Below are 18,491 nucleotides of genomic sequence, written 5' to 3'. Positions count from 1 at the left end.
CAAACTCAAGATTTCAATGCTTCGGCCAGTTTCGCGATTTTGCCGCGAACAGAGCCATCGATTACCAGGTCACCAGCGCGGATGACGACGCCGCCAATCAGGCTGGCATCCTCCGACGCGTGCAGGCGCACTTCCTGGCCTAACCGTGCACTGAGAACCTTGGCGAGTTTGTCTTGCTGTTCTTGGTTCAACGCGAAGGCACTGGTGACTTCCACGTCCACGGATTTCTCTTGCTCGGCCTTGTACAGGTCGAACAGAGCGGCAATCTCCGGCAGAAGCAGGAGACGGTCGTTTTCCGCGGCAACATGAATGAAATTCTGTGCCTGTGCATTGAACTTGTCACCGCACACGTCAATGAACGTGGCGGCCTTTTCTGCGCTCGTCAGTCGCGGGGCCTTGAGCAGGCGCTGCATGGTGTCGTCTTGCGACACCGCAGCAGCCAGGCCGAGCATGGCTGACCAATTGGCCAGTTGCTGATGGGCCTGGGCATGCTCAAAGGCAGCCTTAGCGTAAGGTCGGGCCAACGTGGTCAGTTCTGCCATGATCGCCCTCGCTTAAATTTCAGCGGCCAGTTTGTTAACCAGCTCCGCATGCGCGTTTTGATCGATTGTGGCGCCAAGGATCTTTTCAGCACCGCCAACGGCCAGGGCACCCACTTGGGCACGCAGGGCGTCTTTAGCGCTGTTCAGTTCCTGTTCGATCTCGGCCAGAGCCTGAGCCTTCACACGGTCAGCTTCGACGCGGGCCTGATCACGGGCTTCCTCGACAAGCTGAGCAGCGCGTTTCTTGCTTTGCTCAATGATTTCGGCTGCCTGTGCTTTAGCTTCACGCAGTTGCTGACCCGCTTTCTCTTGGGCCAGCTCCAGGTCGCGAGCTGCGCGGTTGGCAGCGTCCAAGCCGTCGGCAATCTTCTTTTGACGCTCTTGCAGAGCAGTGATGACCGGAGGCCATACGTACTTCATGCAGAAGAGTACAAAAATCAGGAAAGCAACGGATTGGCCAATCAGGGTTGCATTAATGTTCACGCCAACACCTCGCTCGGTCTTAATTCATCACAGCACATCAACTCGTTGTGACGAGTGATTAGCCGGCGATCTGACCAACGAAGGGGTTCGCGAAGGTGAAGAACAGAGCAATACCAACACCGATCATGGTTACGGCGTCGAGCAGACCGGCAACGATGAACATTTTGACCTGCAGCATCGGAACCATTTCTGGTTGACGAGCAGCGCCTTCCAGGAATTTGCCGCCCAGCAGGCCGAAACCAATGGCGGTACCCAGAGCACCCAGGCCGATCAGCAGAGCAACAGCGATAGCGGTCAGACCAACTACAGTTTCCATCTTTCCTCCCGACTTTTACGTCGTATTGGTTAGGTTTTTAGTTTGAAGCGGTAAAACAAATCGTGAGTACAGCTGCCCTTGCGGACTTTTTAAGCCCTCCCCCCGTACCGGCGGGGAAGGCTATCAGACACGCCAGGCGGTCTTAATGGTTATCTTCGTGCGCCATCGACAGGTAGACGATGGTCAGCATCATGAAGATGAAAGCTTGCAGGGTGATGATCAGGATGTGGAACACAGCCCACGCCCATTGCAGCACCACACCCAGGCCGCTCAGCCACAGCAGGCCCGAGCCGAACATGACGGCGATCAGGATGAACACCAGCTCACCGGCGTACATGTTGCCGAACAGACGCAGTGCCAGCGAGATCGGCTTGGCGATCAGGGTGACGAATTCCAGCAGGAAGTTCACCGGGATCAGCAGGGCTTGAACGAAGATGTTCTTGCTGCCGAACGGGTGCAGGGTCAGCTCACCGATGAAGCCGCCCAGGCCCTTGACCTTGATGCTGTAGAAGATGATCAGGGCGAACACGCTGAAGGCCATGGCCAGGGTCGCGTTCGGGTCGGTGGTCGACACGGCGCGGAACGGAATGTGCGGATCACCGGAGATCAGGATGGCCAGCTGAGGAATCCAGTCGACCGGTACCAGGTCGACGGCGTTCATCAGGAATACCCAGACGAAGATGGTCAGTGCCAGCGGAGCGATCACCGGGCTACGGCCGTGGAAGGAGTCCTTCACGCTGCCATTGACGAAGTCGACCATCACTTCGACGAAGTTCTGCAGGCCGCCGGGTTGGCCGGAGGTCGCCTTCTTCGCCGCCATGCGGAAGATGAACAGGAAGATCAGACCCAGCGCAACGGACCAACCCAGGGTGTCCAGGTGGAACGCCCAGAAGCCCATTGCCTTGGCTTCTGCAGCCGAATGGGCAAAGCCCCAGCTGCCGTCTGGTAGTTGACCGTAGGTCAGGTTCTGCAAGTGGTGCTGGATATAGCCCGAAGCGGTTTCTGCTGCCATGGTTGCCTCAAACGCCCTAAGGTCTCGAAAGTCTTTTATTCATTAGCAGTGGCGCGAACCAGCTGACCATTAGGGTCAGCAGGAAGACGCCGAATACTGCTAACGGCGCCAATGGCTTCACTCCTGCGAAGGTCAATGCAAACAGCACTGCCGTCAAAATCATTTTGCCTGCCTCGCCAGCGTAGAACGACTTGACGATGGCCTGCGCTGCCCGGGCTCCGCTAAAGCGAAACGCCTTCCAGGCGAAATACACATTGGGTAGCCAGGCAATCAAACCTCCGCAGAGACCTGAATATCCACTGACCGCCCCTTTCCACTGCCACACCACCAAGGTTGCCAGCAGAAGTACTACACATTGAGTCAGCAGTACCGGAAAAACCGCCCAGCGATGGAAAGGCAAGCGGTTTGGCGTGCGGATTTCCATCACAACTGCTCCTCGGAAGTCGACCAACAAGTCAGCTATGACTTGGCATAATTTGTGCCGACAAAATGCGCGCAGAGTATAGGGGTGGATTAACCCCTATTCAACTCTTCGGTAGTGATTTCCGACTGCGCGCTACAACAGGAATTGTTTCAGCGGATGTGAGCAAGGACGCCTTGCAACTCGTCAAGCGAGTTATAGCGAATAACCAACTGCCCTTTGCCCTTGGTCCCATGACGGATCTGCACGGCCGAGCCCAGGCGCTCTGCGAGCCGCTGTTCAAGGCGTGCGATATCCGGATCAGGTTTGCTCGGTTCGACCGGATCAGGCTTGTCGCTGAGCCACTGACGTACCAGTGCCTCGGTTTGGCGCACGGTGAGGCCACGTGCGACAACATGACGCGCCCCCTCCTCCTGACGATTCTCTTCAAGGCCGAGCAAAGCGCGGGCATGACCCATCTCCAGGTCGCCATGGGCGAGCATGGTCTTGATCGCTTCAGGCAGCGTGATCAGGCGCAACAGGTTGGCCACGGTAACCCGCGACTTGCCAATGGCATCGGCCACCTGCTGCTGGGTCAGTTCGAACTCCTGCTGCAGGCGCTGCAGGGCGAGGGCCTCTTCCAGCGGGTTGAGGTCTTCGCGCTGGATGTTCTCGATCAGCGCCATCGCGATGGCCGCTTCGTCCGCCACTTCACGAACCATGGCCGGCACGGTGTCCAGGCCAGCCTGCTGGGTGGCGCGCCAGCGGCGCTCACCGGCGATGATCTCGTAGCGGTTGTCGCCCACCGGGCGAACCACGATCGGCTGCATCACGCCATGGGTGCGAATCGAGTGCGCGAGTTCTTCCAGCGCCACCGGGTCCATGTCGCGACGCGGCTGGTACTTGCCACGCTGGATCAGCTCGACCGGCAGGTGTTGCAGTTCCTTCTGGTCAATCTTGACAGCCTGCTCTTCGAGCGCGCTGACGGAAGGACCACTGAGCAGAGCATCCAACCCACGTCCGAGACCTCGTTTCTTAACGGCCATACGGATTCCTTAAGTTGTTTGTGCAGTGCGTGATGGACGGCGCTGACGGCGCACCAGTTCCCCGGCCAGGGCCAGATAAGCCAGCGCACCACGCGACTGCTTGTCGTAGGCCAGGGCCGGCATGCCGAAGCTCGGGGCCTCGGCCAGGCGAATGTTGCGCGGGATGACCGTGTCGTACAGCTGCTCGCCGAAGTGCTCCTTGAGCTGGGCCGAAACATCGTTGTTCAGGCTCAGGCGCGGATCGAACATGGTCCGCAGCAGGCCTTCGATTTTCAGCTCCGGGTTCAGCCGGGCGGCGATGCGCTTGATGTTATCCACAAGGTCGCTGAGGCCTTCCAGTGCGTAGTACTCGCACTGCATGGGGATGATCACCCCATCGGAAGCCACCAACGCGTTGAGGGTCAGCATCGACAACGACGGCGGGCAGTCGATGAGAATGAAGTCGTAGTTCTCGCGGATCGGCGCCAGGGCGTTGCGCAGGCGGCTCTCCTTGACCTGCATTTCCAGCAGCACCACTTCGGCGGCGGTCAGGTCACGGTTGGCCGGCAACAGCTGGAAACCACCGTGCTCGGAGTAATGCATGGCCTGAGCCAGATCGCATTCCCCGATCAGCAAGTCGTATACCGAGTGCTCGAGCTCGTGCTTGTCGACACCGCTGCCCATGGTGGCGTTGCCTTGCGGATCGAGGTCGATCAGCAGCACACGACGTTTGGTCGCGGCCAGCGATGCCGCGAGATTGATACAGGTGGTGGTCTTGCCCACACCACCTTTCTGGTTCGCGATTGCGAATACCTTAGCCATTGATGCGCGTGTTCCCAGTCATGCCTTGCGGCGCAGTATCAGCAGATGGCGCTGGCCCTGGCAACCTGGAACGGTCAGGGCCTGCTCGCTTTCCACTGTGAAGTCTGCGGGCAATGCTACCAGTTCATCGGCAGGATGCAGCCCCTTCATTGCAAGCCATTGCGTCCCGGTGTCGCCCAGATGGCGGGTCCAGTTGGTGAAGTTCTCCATGCTGCTGAAGGCACGCGAGATGATTCCGCTGAACGGTTGCGCCGGTTTGAACGCTTCTACCCGGCTGTGGATAACCTGCAGGTTGTCCAGCTTGAGCTCCATTTTCACCTGGGTCAGGAAGCGGGTCTTCTTGCCGTTGCTGTCCAGCACCGTCACCCGCTTGTGCGGGTGCAGGATAGCCAAGGGAATGCCCGGCATGCCACCCCCGCTGCCGACATCCAGCCAGTTATCGCGCTCGCTGTGGATAAACGACATGACGCTGAGGCTGTCGAGCAGGTGCCGGGAAACCATCTCGTCCGGATCGCGCACGGCAGTGAGGTTGTAGGCCTTGTTCCATTTGATCAATAGGGCCAGGTAGCCCAGCAGCATCGTGTGCTGCTGCGCGCTCAGCTCGATGCCGAGCTGGCGCGCGCCTGTGGACAATTCTTCGGCGTGTTGCGGGGTGACCAGGGAACTCAAGCGCTTTGCTCCAATTCGCGGCCTGCGCCGCGTTTTTTCAGATGAATCAGCAGCAGCGAAATGGCCGCCGGTGTCACACCAGGAATACGCGAAGCCTGGCCCAGCGTCTCGGGACGGGTCTGGCCGAGCTTGCCCTGGATCTCCTTGGACAGGCCGGAAATCGTGGTGTAGTCGATATCCACAGGCAGGCGAGTATCTTCACTGGCGCGCAGACGGGCGATCTCATCCTGCTGGCGGTCGATGTAGCCCGCGTACTTGGTCTTGATCTCGACCTGTTCGGCAACGTGTGGGTCGATGGCATCACCCCCGGTAGCCTCGATCAGGCCGGCGTAATCCACTTCCGGCCGTGCCAACAGGTTGAGCAGGCTGTATTCGTGGCTCAACGGCGTACCGAACTTATCCACAACCGCTTGCCCCTGCGGGGTATTAGGGCGAACCCAGGTCGACTTGAGGCGCTGTTCCTCACGCTCGATGCCATCACGCTTGGTGCAGAACGCCGCCCAACGCTGGTCATCGATCAGGCCCAGTTCACGGCCTTTCTCGGTCAGACGCAGGTCGGCGTTGTCCTCGCGCAGGATCAGCCGGTATTCGGCACGCGAGGTGAACATGCGATACGGCTCCTGGGTACCCAGGGTGATCAGGTCGTCGACCAGTACGCCGATGTACGCCTCGTCGCGGCGCGGGCACCAGCTTTCGCGGCCTTGCGCGCGCAGCGCAGCGTTGGTACCGGCCAGCAGGCCTTGCGCACCGGCTTCTTCGTAACCGGTGGTGCCGTTGATCTGGCCGGCGAAGAACAGGCCGGCGATGACTTTGGTCTCGAGGCTGTACTTCAGGTCACGCGGGTCGAAGTAGTCGTACTCGATGGCATAACCCGGGCGCACGATGTGGGCGTTTTCCATGCCGCGGATCGAACGCACCAGCTCCAGCTGCACATCGAACGGCAGCGAAGTCGAAATACCGTTGGGGTACAGCTCATGGGTGGTCAGGCCTTCCGGCTCGATGAACACCTGGTGGCTTTCCTTGTCGGCGAAGCGATGGATCTTGTCTTCGATCGACGGGCAGTAGCGCGGGCCGACGCCTTCGATCACACCGGAGTACATCGGCGAACGGTCGAGGTTCGAGGCGATGATCTCGTGGGTACGTGCGTTGGTGTGGGTGATCCAGCAGCTCACCTGGCGCGGGTGCATCTGGGCATTGCCCATGAACGACATGACCGGGATCGGTGTGTCGCCCGGTTGTTCGGTCATCACCGAGAAGTCCACCGAGCGGCCATCGATACGTGGCGGGGTACCGGTTTTCAGACGGCCGACGCGCAGCGGCAGTTCACGCATGCGGTGTGCCAGCGCGATCGAGGGCGGATCGCCGGCGCGGCCGCCGGAATGGTTTTGCAGCCCGATGTGGATAAGCCCACCGAGGAAGGTACCGGTAGTCAGCACCACGGATTCGGCGAAGAACCGCAGGCCCATTTGGGTTACCACGCCTTTGACCTGGTCCTGTTCGACGATCAGGTCATCGCAGGACTGCTGGAATATCCACAGGTTTGGCTGGTTTTCCAGGATTTCGCGAACCACTGCCTTGTAGATGGCGCGGTCAGCTTGCGCTCGGGTGGCGCGTACGGCCGGGCCTTTACGGTTGTTCAACACGCGGAACTGAATGCCGCTCTTGTCGGTGGCCAGCGCCATGGCGCCGCCGAGCGCATCGATCTCTTTGACCAGATGGCTTTTGCCAATACCGCCAATCGCGGGGTTGCAGCTCATGTGACCGAGGGTTTCCACGTTGTGGGTCAGCAGCAGGGTTTTGACACCCATGCGTGCAGACGCAAGCGCAGCCTCGGTACCGGCATGGCCGCCGCCGATGACGATCACTTCAAAACGGGAAGGGAAATCCACCACGCACCTCGTGCCTGTTTTTGCGAATAGAGAAGGTAAGCCGACAAGTATAGGGACTTACCCCCTTGCAAAGGAACCGTTTGCGCAAAATTTGATCAGGCTGTGGATGAGTGGCAAACAACAGAAATCAAAGAAGAGAAATTTAAAAAGCTTTGTTTTTATGTTTATTCTTATGCACGAACCTTTCTGTGGATAAGGTTACACAGGCCTTATCTGGCGCTGTGTACAGAGAAATTAAACCCTGTTATTCAAGTGCCATGAGGGCTATGGATAACGTCATTTAACCTGTGGATTAAATGCCTGTTTACCCACAGGCGGTTTTTTCCTCAAGAAAAAGAGTGGGTTATCAAGAGACCTGAAGGTGGGTTATCCCCAGGGTACAGGCGCACCTATTTTCACCTGTGGATGAAAAAAACCAGGATCTGGACTGCCTTCTTGGCCAACGCACAGCCAGTGAGGTGATTGCCGAGCAAAAAAAAAGCCGCTCCCGAAGGAGCGGCCTGGTGTCGCCAGTGGCCTTGTGAAGGCCTGTGGACTACTTGCCGATGCAGAAACTGGAGAAGATACGCCCCAGCAGGTCATCTGAGCTGAACGCCCCTGTGATCTCTCCCAGGGCGTGCTGAGCCTGGCGCAGGTCCTCTGCCAGCAGTTCACCGGCGCCAGCCAGGGTCAGCTGCGCACGGCCATGCTCCAGGTGATCGCTGGCCTGGCGCAGGGCATCCAGGTGGCGCCGGCGGGCACTGAAACCGCTCTCGGCAGTCTGTTCGTAGCCCATGCAGGCCTTGAGGTGGTCACGCAGCAGCTGCAAGCCGCTATCGTCATCCTTGGCGCTGAGGGTGATGGTCACATGGCCGTCGTCACACTGCTCCAGGCCCACGGCTTCACCGCTGAGGTCGGCCTTGTTACGGATCAACGTGACGTTGCCAGGGTCCGGGCGCTGATCGAGGAACTCCGGCCAGAGGGCGAAGGGATCGCTGGCTTCGGGTGCCGTGGAGTCGACCACCAGCAACACACGATCAGCTTCGCCAATGGCCTTGAGCGCCCGCTCGACACCTATCTTTTCCACATGGTCATCGGTATCACGCAGGCCTGCGGTGTCCACCACGTGTAACGGCATGCCGTCGATGTGGATATGTTCACGCAGGATGTCCCGGGTGGTGCCGGCGATGTCGGTGACGATGGCCGCTTCGCGACCGGCAAGCCGGTTCAGCAAGCTGGATTTACCCGCATTCGGGCGGCCGGCGATCACTACCGTCATGCCATCGCGCAGCAGTGCCCCCTGCCCGGCTTCGCGTTGAACTGTGGACAACTCGCAGCGCACGGTATCCAGCATCGACAGCACGTGGCCATCGGCGAGGAAGTCGATCTCCTCCTCAGGGAAGTCGATCGCCGCCTCCACGTAGATGCGCAAGGCGATCAGCGCCTCGGTGAGGCTGTGCACACGTTTGGAGAACTCACCCTGCAGCGAGCGCAAGGCATTGCGCGCCGCCTGGCTGGAGCTGGCCTCGATAAGGTCGGCGATCGCTTCAGCTTGTGCCAGGTCGAGCTTGTCGTTGAGAAACGCACGCTCGCTGAACTCACCCGGGCGGGCCAGCCGGCAACCGAGTTGTACACAGCGCTGCAGCAGCATGTCCAGGACCACAGGCCCGCCATGCCCCTGGAGCTCGAGGACATCTTCACCGGTGAACGAGTTGGGCCCTGGGAAGTACAAGGCGATGCCTTCGTCCAGCACCAGGCCCTGGTCATCGCGAAACGGCCCGTAATGGGCGTGGCGAGGGGTCAGGGTACGGCCAGTGATGAGCTGGCCTGCCTGGGCAGCCAACGGGCCGGACAACCTGACAATGCCCACGCCTCCGCGGCCCTGGGCGGTAGCGATGGCGGCGATGGTCTCACGCACAGTGTTCATGCTCGAAAGCCTCTACGACAAAAAACGACAGATAGCAAAAACGCCCCACTAGGGGGCGTTTTTATTCACAGACTAGCAGCCCGTCAAGCAGCAGCTTTCTTGCTCGCTGCTTCGATACGGCGGGTGATGTACCACTGCTGGGAAATCGACAAGCAGTTGTTCACAACCCAGTACAGCACCAGACCAGCCGGGAACCACAGGAAGAAGAAGGTGAAGATGATTGGCATCATTTTCATGACCTTCGCCTGCATCGGATCCGGCGGCGTCGGGTTCAGACGCTGCTGAATGAACATGGTGGCGCCCATGATGATCGGCAGGATGAAGAACGGATCCTTGATCGACAGGTCAGTGATCCACAGCATCCATGGGGCCTGACGCATCTCGACGCTTTCCAGCAGTACCCAGTACAGGGCCAGGAATACCGGCATCTGAACCAGGATCGGCAAGCAGCCACCCAGCGGGTTGATCTTCTCTTTCTTGTACAGCTCCATCATCGCCTGGGACATCTTCTGGCGATCATCGCCGAAGCGTTCCTTCAGCGCGGCAAGCTTCGGCGCCACGGCACGCATGCGCGCCATCGAGCGGTAGCTGGCAGCCGACAGCGGGAAGAACAGACCTTTGATCAGCATGGTCAGCACGATGATCGACCAGCCCCAGTTACCCAGCAGGCTGTGGATATGTTGCAGCAGCCAGAAGATCGGCTGGGCAATGAACCACAGGAAGCCGTAGTCGACGGTCAGTTCCAGGCCTGGGGACAACTCCTTGAGCTTGGACTGGATCTTCGGACCGGCGTACAGCATGGCGCTGGTTTCGACCTTGCCGCCAGCAGGGACGCTGATAGCCGGGCCGGTGTAACCGATGATGTAGTTGCCTTGGCTGTCCTTGCGGGTCTGGACAACGTTGTTGTCCGACTTTGCCGGGATCCACGCGGTTACGAAGTAGTGCTGCAGCCAGGCGACCCAGCCGCCGGACACATTTTCTTTCAAACTACCTTTGTCGATGTCTTTCATCGACACTTTCTTGTACGGCTCGGCAGCTGTCCACAGGGCAGCGCCCAGGTAGGTAGCGGTGCCGGTTGCCGTGCTCGAAGACGGATCGCCACTGGCGTCACGCTTGAGCTGGGCAAACATGTTGCCGCTCCAGGGCTGTGCGCTCTGGTTGTCGATCAGGTAGCTGACAGTCAGGTCGTACTCACCGCGCTTGAAGCTGAAGCGCTTGATGTAGTTCACACCGTTGTCGCTGAACTTCAGGTCGACCACCAGTTGTTCCTGGCCATCGGCCAGCTGGTAGCTGCGCTGCTCGGCCGCGTACAGCGGGCGACCAGTGGAACGGGCGTCCGGGCCGTTGGCGCCGGTCAGGCCGCTCTGGGCCAGGTACACACGCTCGCCGCCATTGTCGAACAGCTGGAACGGAATGTTCGGGTGGTCCTGACGGCGTGGGTACTTCGGCAGGTTCAGCTGGACGATGTCACCACCGACCGGGTCGATAGCCAGTTCCAGAACATCGGTCTTGACCCGGACCAGATCCTTGCTGAGTGCGACCGGTGCCAGTTCGGCAGGGCTCGATTCGGCGTTGGCGCTCGGTACATCGGCGCTGGCACCGTTGTTACCGGCCGGCACGCCATCGGGCAAGCCCGGAGCAACAGTGCTGGCAGCAGTATTCTGAGTCGGCAGGGCAGCTTGGCCGTAGTCATCGTTCCACTTCAGGACCATGACGTAGGACACGACTGCCAGCGCGGCGATCAGGATCGTGCGTTTAATATCCATGATTACTCGGCTATCGAAGAAGTTCGGGAGGAAGGAGCGGGTGGAACGGGGTCGAAACCGCCGTCGTTCCACGGATGACAACGCCCCAGGCGACGAACGGCCAGCCACCCACCACGCCAGAGGCCATGGTTTTCGATGGCTTCGTAAGCGTAACAGGAGCAGCTGGGGAAGAAACGACAGTGATTGGCCATCAGAGGACTGATGGCATAACGGTAAAACTGGATCGGAACGAGTGCCAGTTTACGCATCTTGGCTGTCTACCCCTGCGGAATCGGCGCTAACCGCTGGAGATGGCCGGCTGCGCGCCAGGCGTTTCCAGAGCTTGCCAAAGTGTTGATGCAATTCCGGGTTTTCTACCTCACCCAATCCCTTGCGCGCGACGATCACGATGTCCAGGCCAGCGAGTATCTGCTGGTTCAGACGAAAGGAATCGCGCATCAAGCGCTTGAGGCGATTGCGTTGAACGGCGAGCTTGACGCTCTTCTTGCCAATCACCAGGCCAAGGCGTGGATGATCGAGGCCGTTCTCGCGAGCAAGGATCAGCAGGTTTTTCCCTGGAACCTTGCCGGTTGGGGAGTCGAAGACCGCTTTGAAATGTCGGGGTGTAAGCAGTCGCTTTTCCCGACTGAAGTCCTGACTCACCACCTGTGCCGAAAAATCAAATGGCCAGACGCTTACGGCCTTTGGCACGACGACGCGACAGAACAGCGCGGCCGTTCTTGGTAGCCATACGAGCACGGAAACCGTGAGTGCGCGCGCGCTTGATGGTGCTTGGTTGGAAAGTACGTTTCATGGCGTGTTACCTGGGTTTGTCGACGACGGCCGGGATGGCCCCCTTTTTAAGAGACCGGCGATTCTAGAGAAAGCAAGGCAATAGGTCAATTTCCAACCAGTCATTCCTTATAGACGGCGTGATGCGTTTGCTCGGCCAGCGGTTGCCCAGACACGAGCCATTCGGGATCCCCCCACCGTGGATAACATGATAAAAAAGAAGAGACATTTAAAAAGCTTTCTTATAGAACTTATAAATCTTAAGTGGATAACTTTCTGTGGATAACCTTCTACAGCCCAGAAAAATCGGACTGTACAGAGTTTTGAAACCCTGTCGGTATCCGGTGCTGCGCTTGTGCTGCGCCTGCGTAGAATCTGTGTATAAAAAGGTGCTTTATCCACAGTCGAATTATCCACAGATTTCGACCCAGGGTTGTGCATAGCCCTCAGGTGCTGTTATCCACAGGGTTTATGCACAGGTGCATAAAGACGTTTTGGTCGATAAATGGCTGTTTTGCCATGACTCCTAACGTATCCACATGTGGATAACTGATCGCTCGACCGGTACAATGGCGGTTTGCTTTTGCCTCATCCGGCTTTCAAACTCAGGGGATATCCGTGTCAGTGGAACTTTGGCAGCAGTGCGTGGAGCTTCTGCGCGATGAACTGCCTGCCCAGCAATTCAACACCTGGATCCGTCCGCTACAGGTCGAAGCCGAAGGCGACGAGTTGCGCGTCTATGCGCCTAACCGTTTCGTTCTCGATTGGGTCAATGAAAAGTACCTGGGTCGTCTGCTCGAGCTGTTGGGTGAAAACGGCAGCGGCATTGCACCTGCCCTTTCCTTATTAATAGGCAGCCGTCGCAGTTCGGCGCCGCGTGCCGCCCCCAATGCGCCTGTCAGTGCCGCTGTGGCTGCTTCGCTGGCGCAGACCCAGGTACACAAGGCTGCGCCCGTTGTTGTGTCGGCAGAACCTGCCGCTGCACCGGTAGAGCCTGTGCTGGTCAACGAGGTGGCTGAGCCGTCGTCGCGCGACAGCTTCGATGCCATGGCCGAGCCTGCGCCGGTGCCGGCTACCAGCACCCGTACCGAAAAGCGCACCGTTCAGGTTGAAGGCGCGCTCAAGCACACCAGTTACCTGAACCGCACGTTCACCTTCGACACGTTCGTCGAAGGTAAGTCGAACCAGCTGGCGCGTGCGGCTGCCTGGCAGGTCGCCGACAACCCCAAGCATGGCTACAACCCGCTCTTCCTTTATGGCGGCGTCGGCCTGGGCAAAACCCACTTGATGCATGCTGTGGGTAACCACCTGCTGAAGAAAAACCCGAATGCCAAGGTGGTCTACCTGCACTCGGAGCGTTTCGTCGCCGACATGGTCAAGGCGCTGCAGCTCAATGCCATCAACGAATTCAAGCGCTTCTATCGCTCGGTCGATGCGCTGCTGATCGACGATATCCAGTTCTTCGCCCGCAAGGAGCGCTCGCAGGAAGAGTTTTTCCACACCTTCAACGCCCTGCTCGAGGGCGGCCAGCAGGTGATCCTCACCTCCGACCGCTACCCGAAAGAAATCGAAGGCCTGGAAGAACGCCTGAAGTCCCGCTTCGGCTGGGGCCTGACCGTTGCAGTCGAGCCGCCAGAGCTGGAAACCCGTGTGGCGATCCTGATGAAGAAGGCCGACCAGGCCAAAGTCGAGCTGCCCCATGACGCAGCCTTCTTCATTGCCCAGCGCATCCGTTCCAACGTCCGTGAACTGGAAGGTGCACTGAAGCGGGTGATCGCTCACTCGCACTTCATGGGCCGCGACATCACCATCGAACTGATTCGCGAATCGCTGAAGGATCTGTTGGCGCTGCAGGACAAATTGGTCAGTGTGGATAACATCCAGCGCACCGTGGCCGAGTACTACAAGATCAAGATCTCCGATCTGTTGTCCAAACGGCGCTCGCGCTCTGTCGCGCGCCCGCGCCAGGTGGCCATGGCCCTGTCGAAGGAGCTGACCAACCACAGTCTGCCGGAGATCGGCGACATGTTTGGTGGTCGCGACCACACGACCGTGCTGCACGCCTGCCGCAAGATCAACGAACTGAAGGAATCCGACGCGGACATCCGCGAGGACTACAAGAACCTGCTGCGGACGCTGACGACCTGATGGCCGTCTGCGCAGCTAATTGAAGGCAAGGGACTAGACCATGCATTTCACCATTCAACGCGAAGCCCTGTTGAAACCCCTGCAACTGGTCGCCGGTGTCGTCGAGCGCCGTCAGACCTTGCCGGTCCTGTCTAACGTATTGCTGGTTGTGCAAGGCCAGCAGTTGTCGTTGACCGGTACCGACCTGGAAGTCGAACTGGTAGGCCGCGTGCAACTCGAAGAGCCAGCCGAGCCTGGCGAAATCACTGTCCCGGCGCGCAAGCTGATGGACATCTGCAAAAGCCTGCCGAACGACGTCCTGATCGATATCAAGGTCGACGAGCAAAAACTGTTGGTCAAGGCCGGCCGCAGCCGCTTTACCCTGTCGACCCTGCCTGCCAATGACTTCCCGACTGTGGAAGAAGGCCCGGGCTCGCTGACCTGCAACCTGGAGCAGAGCAAGCTGCGCCGCCTGATCGAACGCACCAGCTTCGCCATGGCCCAGCAAGATGTTCGCTACTACCTCAACGGCATGCTGCTGGAGGTGTCGCGTAATACCTTGCGTGCGGTGTCTACCGATGGTCACCGCCTGGCACTGTGCTCGATGAGTGCCCCCATCGAGCAGGATGATCGCCATCAGGTCATCGTGCCGCGCAAAGGTATCCTTGAGCTGGCGCGTCTGCTGACCGACCCTGAAGGCATGGTCAGTATCGTCCTGGGGCAGCACCATATCCGCGCGACCACCGGCGAATTCACCTTCACCTCCAAGCTGGTGGACGGCAAGTTCCCTGACTACGAGCGCGTATTGCCCAAGGGCGGCGACAAACTGGTGGTGGGTGATCGTCAGGCACTACGTGAGGCCTTCAGCCGTACCGCGATCCTGTCCAACGAGAAGTACCGCGGTATTCGCCTGCAACTGGCCGCTGGCCAATTGAAGATTCAGGCCAATAACCCGGAACAGGAAGAAGCTGAAGAAGAAATCAGCGTCGACTATAACGGCAGCGCGCTGGAAATCGGCTTCAACGTCAGCTACCTGCTGGACGTGCTGGGCGTCATGACAACCGAGCAGGTGCGTCTGATTTTGTCCGACTCCAACAGCAGTGCGCTGCTGCAGGAGGCTGGCAATGATGATTCGTCCTACGTTGTCATGCCGATGCGTCTGTAACCTGTAGCAGAGCGAATGTCCCTTCGACGTATCATGGTCACCGCGGTGCGCAACCTGCACCCGGTGACCCTCTCACCTTCTCCCCGCATCAACATCCTCTACGGTGCCAATGGCAGCGGCAAGACCAGTGTGCTTGAAGCTGTGCACCTGCTTGGGCTGGCGCGGTCCTTCCGCAGCACGCGTCTTAACCCCGTCATCCAATACGAGCAGCCAGCGTGCACCGTGTTTGGCGAGGTCGAGTTGACGTCGGGAGGCACCAGCAACCTGGGGGTATCTCGTGAACGGCAAGGCGAGTTCACCATCCGCATCGACGGGCAGAATGCCAAAAGTGCTGCGCAGTTGGCCGAACTGTTGCCGTTGCAGCTGATCAACCCGGACAGTTTCAGGTTGCTGGAGGGCGCGCCGAAGATTCGCCGCCAGTTCCTGGATTGGGGAGTGTTCCACGTGGAACCTCGGTTTTTGCCTGCCTGGCAGCGTCTGCAGAAGGCGCTCAGGCAGCGAAACTCGTGGTTGCGGCATGGTACACTTGACCCAGCTTCGCAAGCCGCCTGGGACCGGGAATTGTGCCTGGCTAGCGCGGAAATAGATGAATACCGTCGCAATTACATCATGGCCTTGAAGCCCGTCTTCGAGCGAACCCTGAGCGAACTGGTCGAGCTTGACGGGTTGACCCTGAGCTATTACCGAGGCTGGGACAAGGACCGGGAACTCAACGAAGTCCTCGCCTCCTCTCTCCTTCGTGATCAGCAGATGGGCCATACCCAGGCTGGTCCGCAGCGTGCTGATCTACGACTTCGATTGGCTGCCAACAACGCAGCCGACATTCTGTCGCGAGGGCAGCAGAAACTTGTGGTGTGTGCGCTACGCATTGCCCAAGGGCACCTCGTCAGTCAGGCTCGCCGCGGTCACTGTATTTATCTCGTGGATGATTTGCCGTCAGAACTGGACGAGCAACACCGCCGCGCATTGTGCCGCTTGCTTGAAGAATTACGCTGCCAGGTGTTCATCACCTGTGTAGATCACGAATTACTGAGGGAAGGCTGGCAGACGGAAACGCCAGTTGCTTTGTTCCACGTGGAACAAGGCTGTATCACCCAGACCCACGACCATCGGGAGTGAAGGCATGAGCGAAAATCAAACGTACGACTCCTCCAGCATCAAGGTGCTGAAAGGTTTGGATGCCGTACGCAAGCGTCCCGGCATGTACATTGGCGACACCGATGATGGTAGCGGCCTGCACCACATGGTCTTCGAAGTGGTCGACAACTCGATCGACGAAGCCCTCGCCGGTCATTGCGATGACATCACCGTCATTATCCACACGGATGAATCCATCAGCGTGCGCGACAACGGTCGCGGCATTCCGGTCGACGTGCACAAAGAAGAAGGCGTTTCTGCAGCTGAGGTCATCATGACCGTGCTGCACGCCGGCGGTAAGTTCGACGACAACTCGTACAAAGTATCTGGCGGCCTGCACGGCGTGGGTGTTTCTGTAGTGAACGCCCTGTCCGAAAAGCTGGTACTGACAGTACGTCGCAGCGGCAAGATCTGGGAGCAGACCTACGTTCATGGTGTCCCCCAGGCGCCGATGGCGATTGTCGGTGACAGCGAAACGACCGGTACCCACATCCATTTCAAGCCTTCGGCTGAGACGTTCAAGAACATCCACTTCAGCTGGGACATCCTGGCCAAGCGGATCCGTGAGCTGTCGTTCCTCAACTCGGGCGTCGGCATTCTACTCAAGGATGAGCGCAGCGGTAAGGAAGAGTTCTTCAAGTACGAAGGTGGCCTGCGGGCTTTCGTCGAGTACCTGAACACCAACAAGACGCCGGTTAACACCCAGGTGTTCCACTTCAATGTTCAGCGTGAAGATGGCGTGGGCGTTGAAGTCGCCCTGCAGTGGAACGACAGCTTCAACGAGAACCTGTTGTGCTTTACCAACAACATTCCGCAGCGTGATGGTGGTACTCACCTTGTGGGCTTCCGTTCTTCGCTGACCCGTAGCCTGAACAGCTACATCGAGCAGGAAGGCCTGGCCAAGAAGAACAAGGTCGCAACCACCGGCGACGACGCCCGTGAAGGCTTGACCGCAATCATCTCGGTCAAAGTCCCGGATCCCAAGTTCAGCTCCCAGACCAAGGACAAGCTGGTCTCCTCGGAAGTGAAAACTGCCGTGGAACAGGAGATGAACAAGTACTTCTCGGACTTCCTGCTGGAAAACCCGAACGAAGCCAAAGCTGTTGTCGGCAAGATGATCGACGCTGCCCGAGCGCGTGAAGCGGCGCGCAAGGCGCGTGAGATGACTCGCCGCAAAGGTGCACTGGACATCGCTGGCCTGCCAGGCAAGTTGGCTGACTGCCAGGAAAAGGACCCTGCCCTTTCCGAACTGTACCTGGTGGAGGGTGACTCCGCAGGTGGTTCGGCCAAGCAAGGTCGCAACCGTCGCACCCAGGCTATCCTGCCGCTGAAGGGCAAGATCCTCAACGTCGAGAAGGCTCGTTTCGACAAGATGATCTCGTCCCAGGAGGTCGGCACGCTGATCACTGCGCTGGGCTGTGGTATCGGTCGCGAAGAGTACAACATCGACAAGCTGCGTTATCACAACATCATCATCATGACCGATGCTGACGTTGACGGTTCGCACATCCGTACCTTGTTGCTGACCTTCTTCTTCCGTCAGCTGCCTGAGCTGGTCGAGCGTGGCTACATCTATATTGCCCAGCCACCGTTGTACAAGGTGAAGAAAGGCAAGCAGGAGCAATACATCAAGGACGACGAGGCCATGGAAGAATACATGACCCAATCGGCCCTGGAAGATGCCAGCCTGCACCTGGACGAGTCGGCGCCAGCGGTTTCCGGTGTTCAACTGGAAAGCCTGGTGAACGAGTTCCGTGGCGTGATGAAGACCCTCAAGCGTTTGTCGCGCCTGTACCCACAGGAGCTGACCGAGCACTTCATCTACCTGCCGGAAGTCACCCTGGAGCAGTTGGGCGACCACGCTGTGATGCAGGCCTGGCTGGCCAAGTTCCAGGAGCGTCTGAACAACAGCCAGAAGTCGGGCCTGGCTTACAATGCCAGCCTTCGCGAAGATAAAGAGCGCAATGTCTGGCTGCCGGAAGTGGAAATCACCTCGCACGGTCTGGCCAGCTACATCACGTTCAACCGCGATTTCTTCGGCAGCAATGACTACCGTACCGTGGTCAACATCGGTGCCAAGCTGTCCAGCCTGCTGGGTGAAGGTGCCTATGTTCAGCGCGGTGAGCGTCGCAAGGCGATCGTCGAGTTCAAGGAAGGCCTGGACTGGCTGATGAACGAAAGCACCAGGCGCCACACCATCCAGCGATACAAAGGGCTGGGTGAGATGAACCCGGACCAGCTGTGGGAAACCACCATGGACCCAACCGTGCGCCGCATGCTCAAGGTCACAATCGAAGACGCGATCGCTGCCGATCAGATCTTCAACACCCTGATGGGTGACGCGGTGGAGCCTCGCCGCGAGTTCATCGAAAGTAATGCGCTGTCGGTGTCGAACCTGGACTTCTGATCGGGTTCAGATCGACTGCCATAAGAAAGCCCGCGCAAGCGGGCTTTTTTATAC

The 18,491-nt window shown here is 58.9% G+C and carries 18 protein-coding genes; 4 read left to right on the top strand and 14 right to left on the bottom strand.

Features of this window, described 5'->3' with window-relative positions:
- Positions 1 to 5 precede the first annotated feature (5 nt).
- The 14 genes from DJ563_RS21055 to rpmH all read right to left on the bottom strand — a co-directional run bounded on the left by DJ563_RS21055 (position 6) and on the right by rpmH (position 11,623).
- A complete protein-coding gene (locus DJ563_RS21055) occupies positions 6 to 542 on the bottom strand; it encodes a F0F1 ATP synthase subunit delta (protein ID WP_003253191.1) in 537 nt (178 codons plus the stop codon).
- A gap of 12 nt (positions 543 to 554) precedes the next feature.
- Complete coding sequence (locus DJ563_RS21050) at positions 555 to 1,025, bottom strand: F0F1 ATP synthase subunit B (RefSeq protein ID WP_003260032.1); 471 nt, start codon at positions 1,023 to 1,025, stop codon at positions 555 to 557.
- Between the two features lie 58 nt (positions 1,026 to 1,083).
- A complete protein-coding gene (atpE, locus tag DJ563_RS21045; RefSeq protein ID WP_003097235.1) occupies positions 1,084 to 1,341 on the bottom strand; it encodes a F0F1 ATP synthase subunit C in 258 nt (85 codons plus the stop codon).
- A 142-nt stretch (positions 1,342 to 1,483) separates the two neighbouring features.
- On the bottom strand, positions 1,484 to 2,353 hold the full coding sequence (gene atpB / locus DJ563_RS21040; RefSeq protein WP_033702435.1) for a F0F1 ATP synthase subunit A: 870 nt from the start codon (positions 2,351 to 2,353) through the stop codon (positions 1,484 to 1,486).
- Between the two features lie 16 nt (positions 2,354 to 2,369).
- A complete protein-coding gene (locus DJ563_RS21035) occupies positions 2,370 to 2,777 on the bottom strand; it encodes a F0F1 ATP synthase subunit I (protein WP_033702436.1) in 408 nt (135 codons plus the stop codon).
- A gap of 149 nt (positions 2,778 to 2,926) precedes the next feature.
- Positions 2,927 to 3,799, bottom strand: coding sequence for a ParB/RepB/Spo0J family partition protein (locus tag DJ563_RS21030; protein ID WP_434518279.1), 873 nt, complete (start codon positions 3,797 to 3,799; stop codon positions 2,927 to 2,929).
- 9 nt (positions 3,800 to 3,808) lie between these two features.
- Positions 3,809 to 4,600 carry a ParA family protein gene (locus DJ563_RS21025; RefSeq protein WP_027592075.1) on the bottom strand — a complete coding sequence of 264 codons (792 nt, stop codon included), beginning with the start codon at positions 4,598 to 4,600 and terminating at the stop codon, positions 3,809 to 3,811.
- 18 nt (positions 4,601 to 4,618) lie between these two features.
- Complete coding sequence (gene rsmG, locus DJ563_RS21020; protein WP_033702438.1) at positions 4,619 to 5,269, bottom strand: 16S rRNA (guanine(527)-N(7))-methyltransferase RsmG; 651 nt, start codon at positions 5,267 to 5,269, stop codon at positions 4,619 to 4,621.
- Positions 5,266 to 7,158 (bottom strand): tRNA uridine-5-carboxymethylaminomethyl(34) synthesis enzyme MnmG, encoded by a 1,893-nt coding sequence (mnmG, locus tag DJ563_RS21015; protein ID WP_434518278.1) that lies wholly within the window; start codon positions 7,156 to 7,158, stop codon positions 5,266 to 5,268. The genes rsmG and mnmG overlap by 4 nt, the downstream gene beginning before the upstream one ends.
- Positions 7,159 to 7,693: 535 nt before the next feature.
- On the bottom strand, positions 7,694 to 9,064 hold the full coding sequence (mnmE, locus tag DJ563_RS21010) for a tRNA uridine-5-carboxymethylaminomethyl(34) synthesis GTPase MnmE (RefSeq protein ID WP_434518277.1): 1,371 nt from the start codon (positions 9,062 to 9,064) through the stop codon (positions 7,694 to 7,696).
- Positions 9,065 to 9,147: 83 nt separating this feature from the next.
- Positions 9,148 to 10,830: a membrane protein insertase YidC gene (yidC, locus tag DJ563_RS21005; RefSeq protein WP_033702440.1), complete on the bottom strand. Its 1,683-nt coding sequence runs from the start codon at positions 10,828 to 10,830 to the stop codon at positions 9,148 to 9,150.
- A gap of 2 nt (positions 10,831 to 10,832) precedes the next feature.
- Entirely contained in the window at positions 10,833 to 11,078 is a 246-nt protein-coding gene (gene yidD, locus DJ563_RS21000; protein WP_015268406.1) for a membrane protein insertion efficiency factor YidD, read from the bottom strand.
- On the bottom strand, positions 11,071 to 11,475 hold the full coding sequence (rnpA, locus tag DJ563_RS20995; RefSeq protein WP_077068714.1) for a ribonuclease P protein component: 405 nt from the start codon (positions 11,473 to 11,475) through the stop codon (positions 11,071 to 11,073). The genes yidD and rnpA overlap by 8 nt, the downstream gene beginning before the upstream one ends.
- Positions 11,476 to 11,488: 13 nt before the next feature.
- Positions 11,489 to 11,623 carry a 50S ribosomal protein L34 gene (gene rpmH, locus DJ563_RS20990; RefSeq protein ID WP_003253163.1) on the bottom strand — a complete coding sequence of 45 codons (135 nt, stop codon included), beginning with the start codon at positions 11,621 to 11,623 and terminating at the stop codon, positions 11,489 to 11,491.
- Between the two features lie 596 nt (positions 11,624 to 12,219).
- Between rpmH and dnaA the strand changes: the two genes are divergently transcribed.
- From dnaA to gyrB, 4 genes are read left to right on the top strand one after another with little or no spacing between them, the layout of a single operon-like run.
- Positions 12,220 to 13,749, top strand: a complete 1,530-nt coding sequence (dnaA, locus tag DJ563_RS20985) for a chromosomal replication initiator protein DnaA (protein WP_434518276.1) — start codon at positions 12,220 to 12,222, stop codon at positions 13,747 to 13,749.
- Between the two features lie 40 nt (positions 13,750 to 13,789).
- A complete protein-coding gene (gene dnaN / locus DJ563_RS20980) occupies positions 13,790 to 14,893 on the top strand; it encodes a DNA polymerase III subunit beta (RefSeq protein WP_027592068.1) in 1,104 nt (367 codons plus the stop codon).
- A gap of 15 nt (positions 14,894 to 14,908) precedes the next feature.
- Positions 14,909 to 16,012 (top strand): DNA replication/repair protein RecF, encoded by a 1,104-nt coding sequence (recF, locus tag DJ563_RS20975; protein WP_033702443.1) that lies wholly within the window; start codon positions 14,909 to 14,911, stop codon positions 16,010 to 16,012.
- 4 nt (positions 16,013 to 16,016) lie between these two features.
- Positions 16,017 to 18,437, top strand: a complete 2,421-nt coding sequence (gene gyrB, locus DJ563_RS20970) for a DNA topoisomerase (ATP-hydrolyzing) subunit B (RefSeq protein ID WP_274099403.1) — start codon at positions 16,017 to 16,019, stop codon at positions 18,435 to 18,437.
- The last annotated feature ends 54 nt before the right edge of the window (positions 18,438 to 18,491 follow it).

It is taken from the genome of Pseudomonas sp. NFX1 (assembly GCF_051123555.1).
GTDB lineage: Bacteria > Pseudomonadota > Gammaproteobacteria > Pseudomonadales > Pseudomonadaceae > Aquipseudomonas > Aquipseudomonas capeferrum.
The sequence above is the reverse complement of the archived record's forward strand: the minus strand, read 5'-3'. Positions and strand labels throughout refer to the sequence as shown.

Bases quoted from the DNA above. Each gene is read 5' to 3' on its own strand.
- DJ563_RS21055 (WP_003253191.1), bottom strand. From the start codon at position 542: ATGGCAGAACTGACCACGTTGGCCCGACCTTACGCTAAGGCTGCCTTT.
- atpE (WP_003097235.1), bottom strand. From the start codon at position 1,341: ATGGAAACTGTAGTTGGTCTGACCGCTATCGCTGTTGCTCTGCTGATC.
- atpB (WP_033702435.1), bottom strand. From the start codon at position 2,353: ATGGCAGCAGAAACCGCTTCGGGCTATATCCAGCACCACTTGCAGAAC.
- DJ563_RS21035 (WP_033702436.1), bottom strand. From the start codon at position 2,777: ATGGAAATCCGCACGCCAAACCGCTTGCCTTTCCATCGCTGGGCGGTT.
- DJ563_RS21030 (WP_434518279.1), bottom strand. From the start codon at position 3,799: ATGGCCGTTAAGAAACGAGGTCTCGGACGTGGGTTGGATGCTCTGCTC.
- DJ563_RS21025 (WP_027592075.1), bottom strand. From the start codon at position 4,600: ATGGCTAAGGTATTCGCAATCGCGAACCAGAAAGGTGGTGTGGGCAAG.
- mnmE (WP_434518277.1), bottom strand. From the start codon at position 9,064: ATGAACACTGTGCGTGAGACCATCGCCGCCATCGCTACCGCCCAGGGC.
- yidC (WP_033702440.1), bottom strand. From the start codon at position 10,830: ATGGATATTAAACGCACGATCCTGATCGCCGCGCTGGCAGTCGTGTCC.
- yidD (WP_015268406.1), bottom strand. From the start codon at position 11,078: ATGCGTAAACTGGCACTCGTTCCGATCCAGTTTTACCGTTATGCCATC.
- rpmH (WP_003253163.1), bottom strand. From the start codon at position 11,623: ATGAAACGTACTTTCCAACCAAGCACCATCAAGCGCGCGCGCACTCAC.
- dnaN (WP_027592068.1), top strand. From the start codon at position 13,790: ATGCATTTCACCATTCAACGCGAAGCCCTGTTGAAACCCCTGCAACTG.
- recF (WP_033702443.1), top strand. From the start codon at position 14,909: ATGTCCCTTCGACGTATCATGGTCACCGCGGTGCGCAACCTGCACCCG.
- gyrB (WP_274099403.1), top strand. From the start codon at position 16,017: ATGAGCGAAAATCAAACGTACGACTCCTCCAGCATCAAGGTGCTGAAA.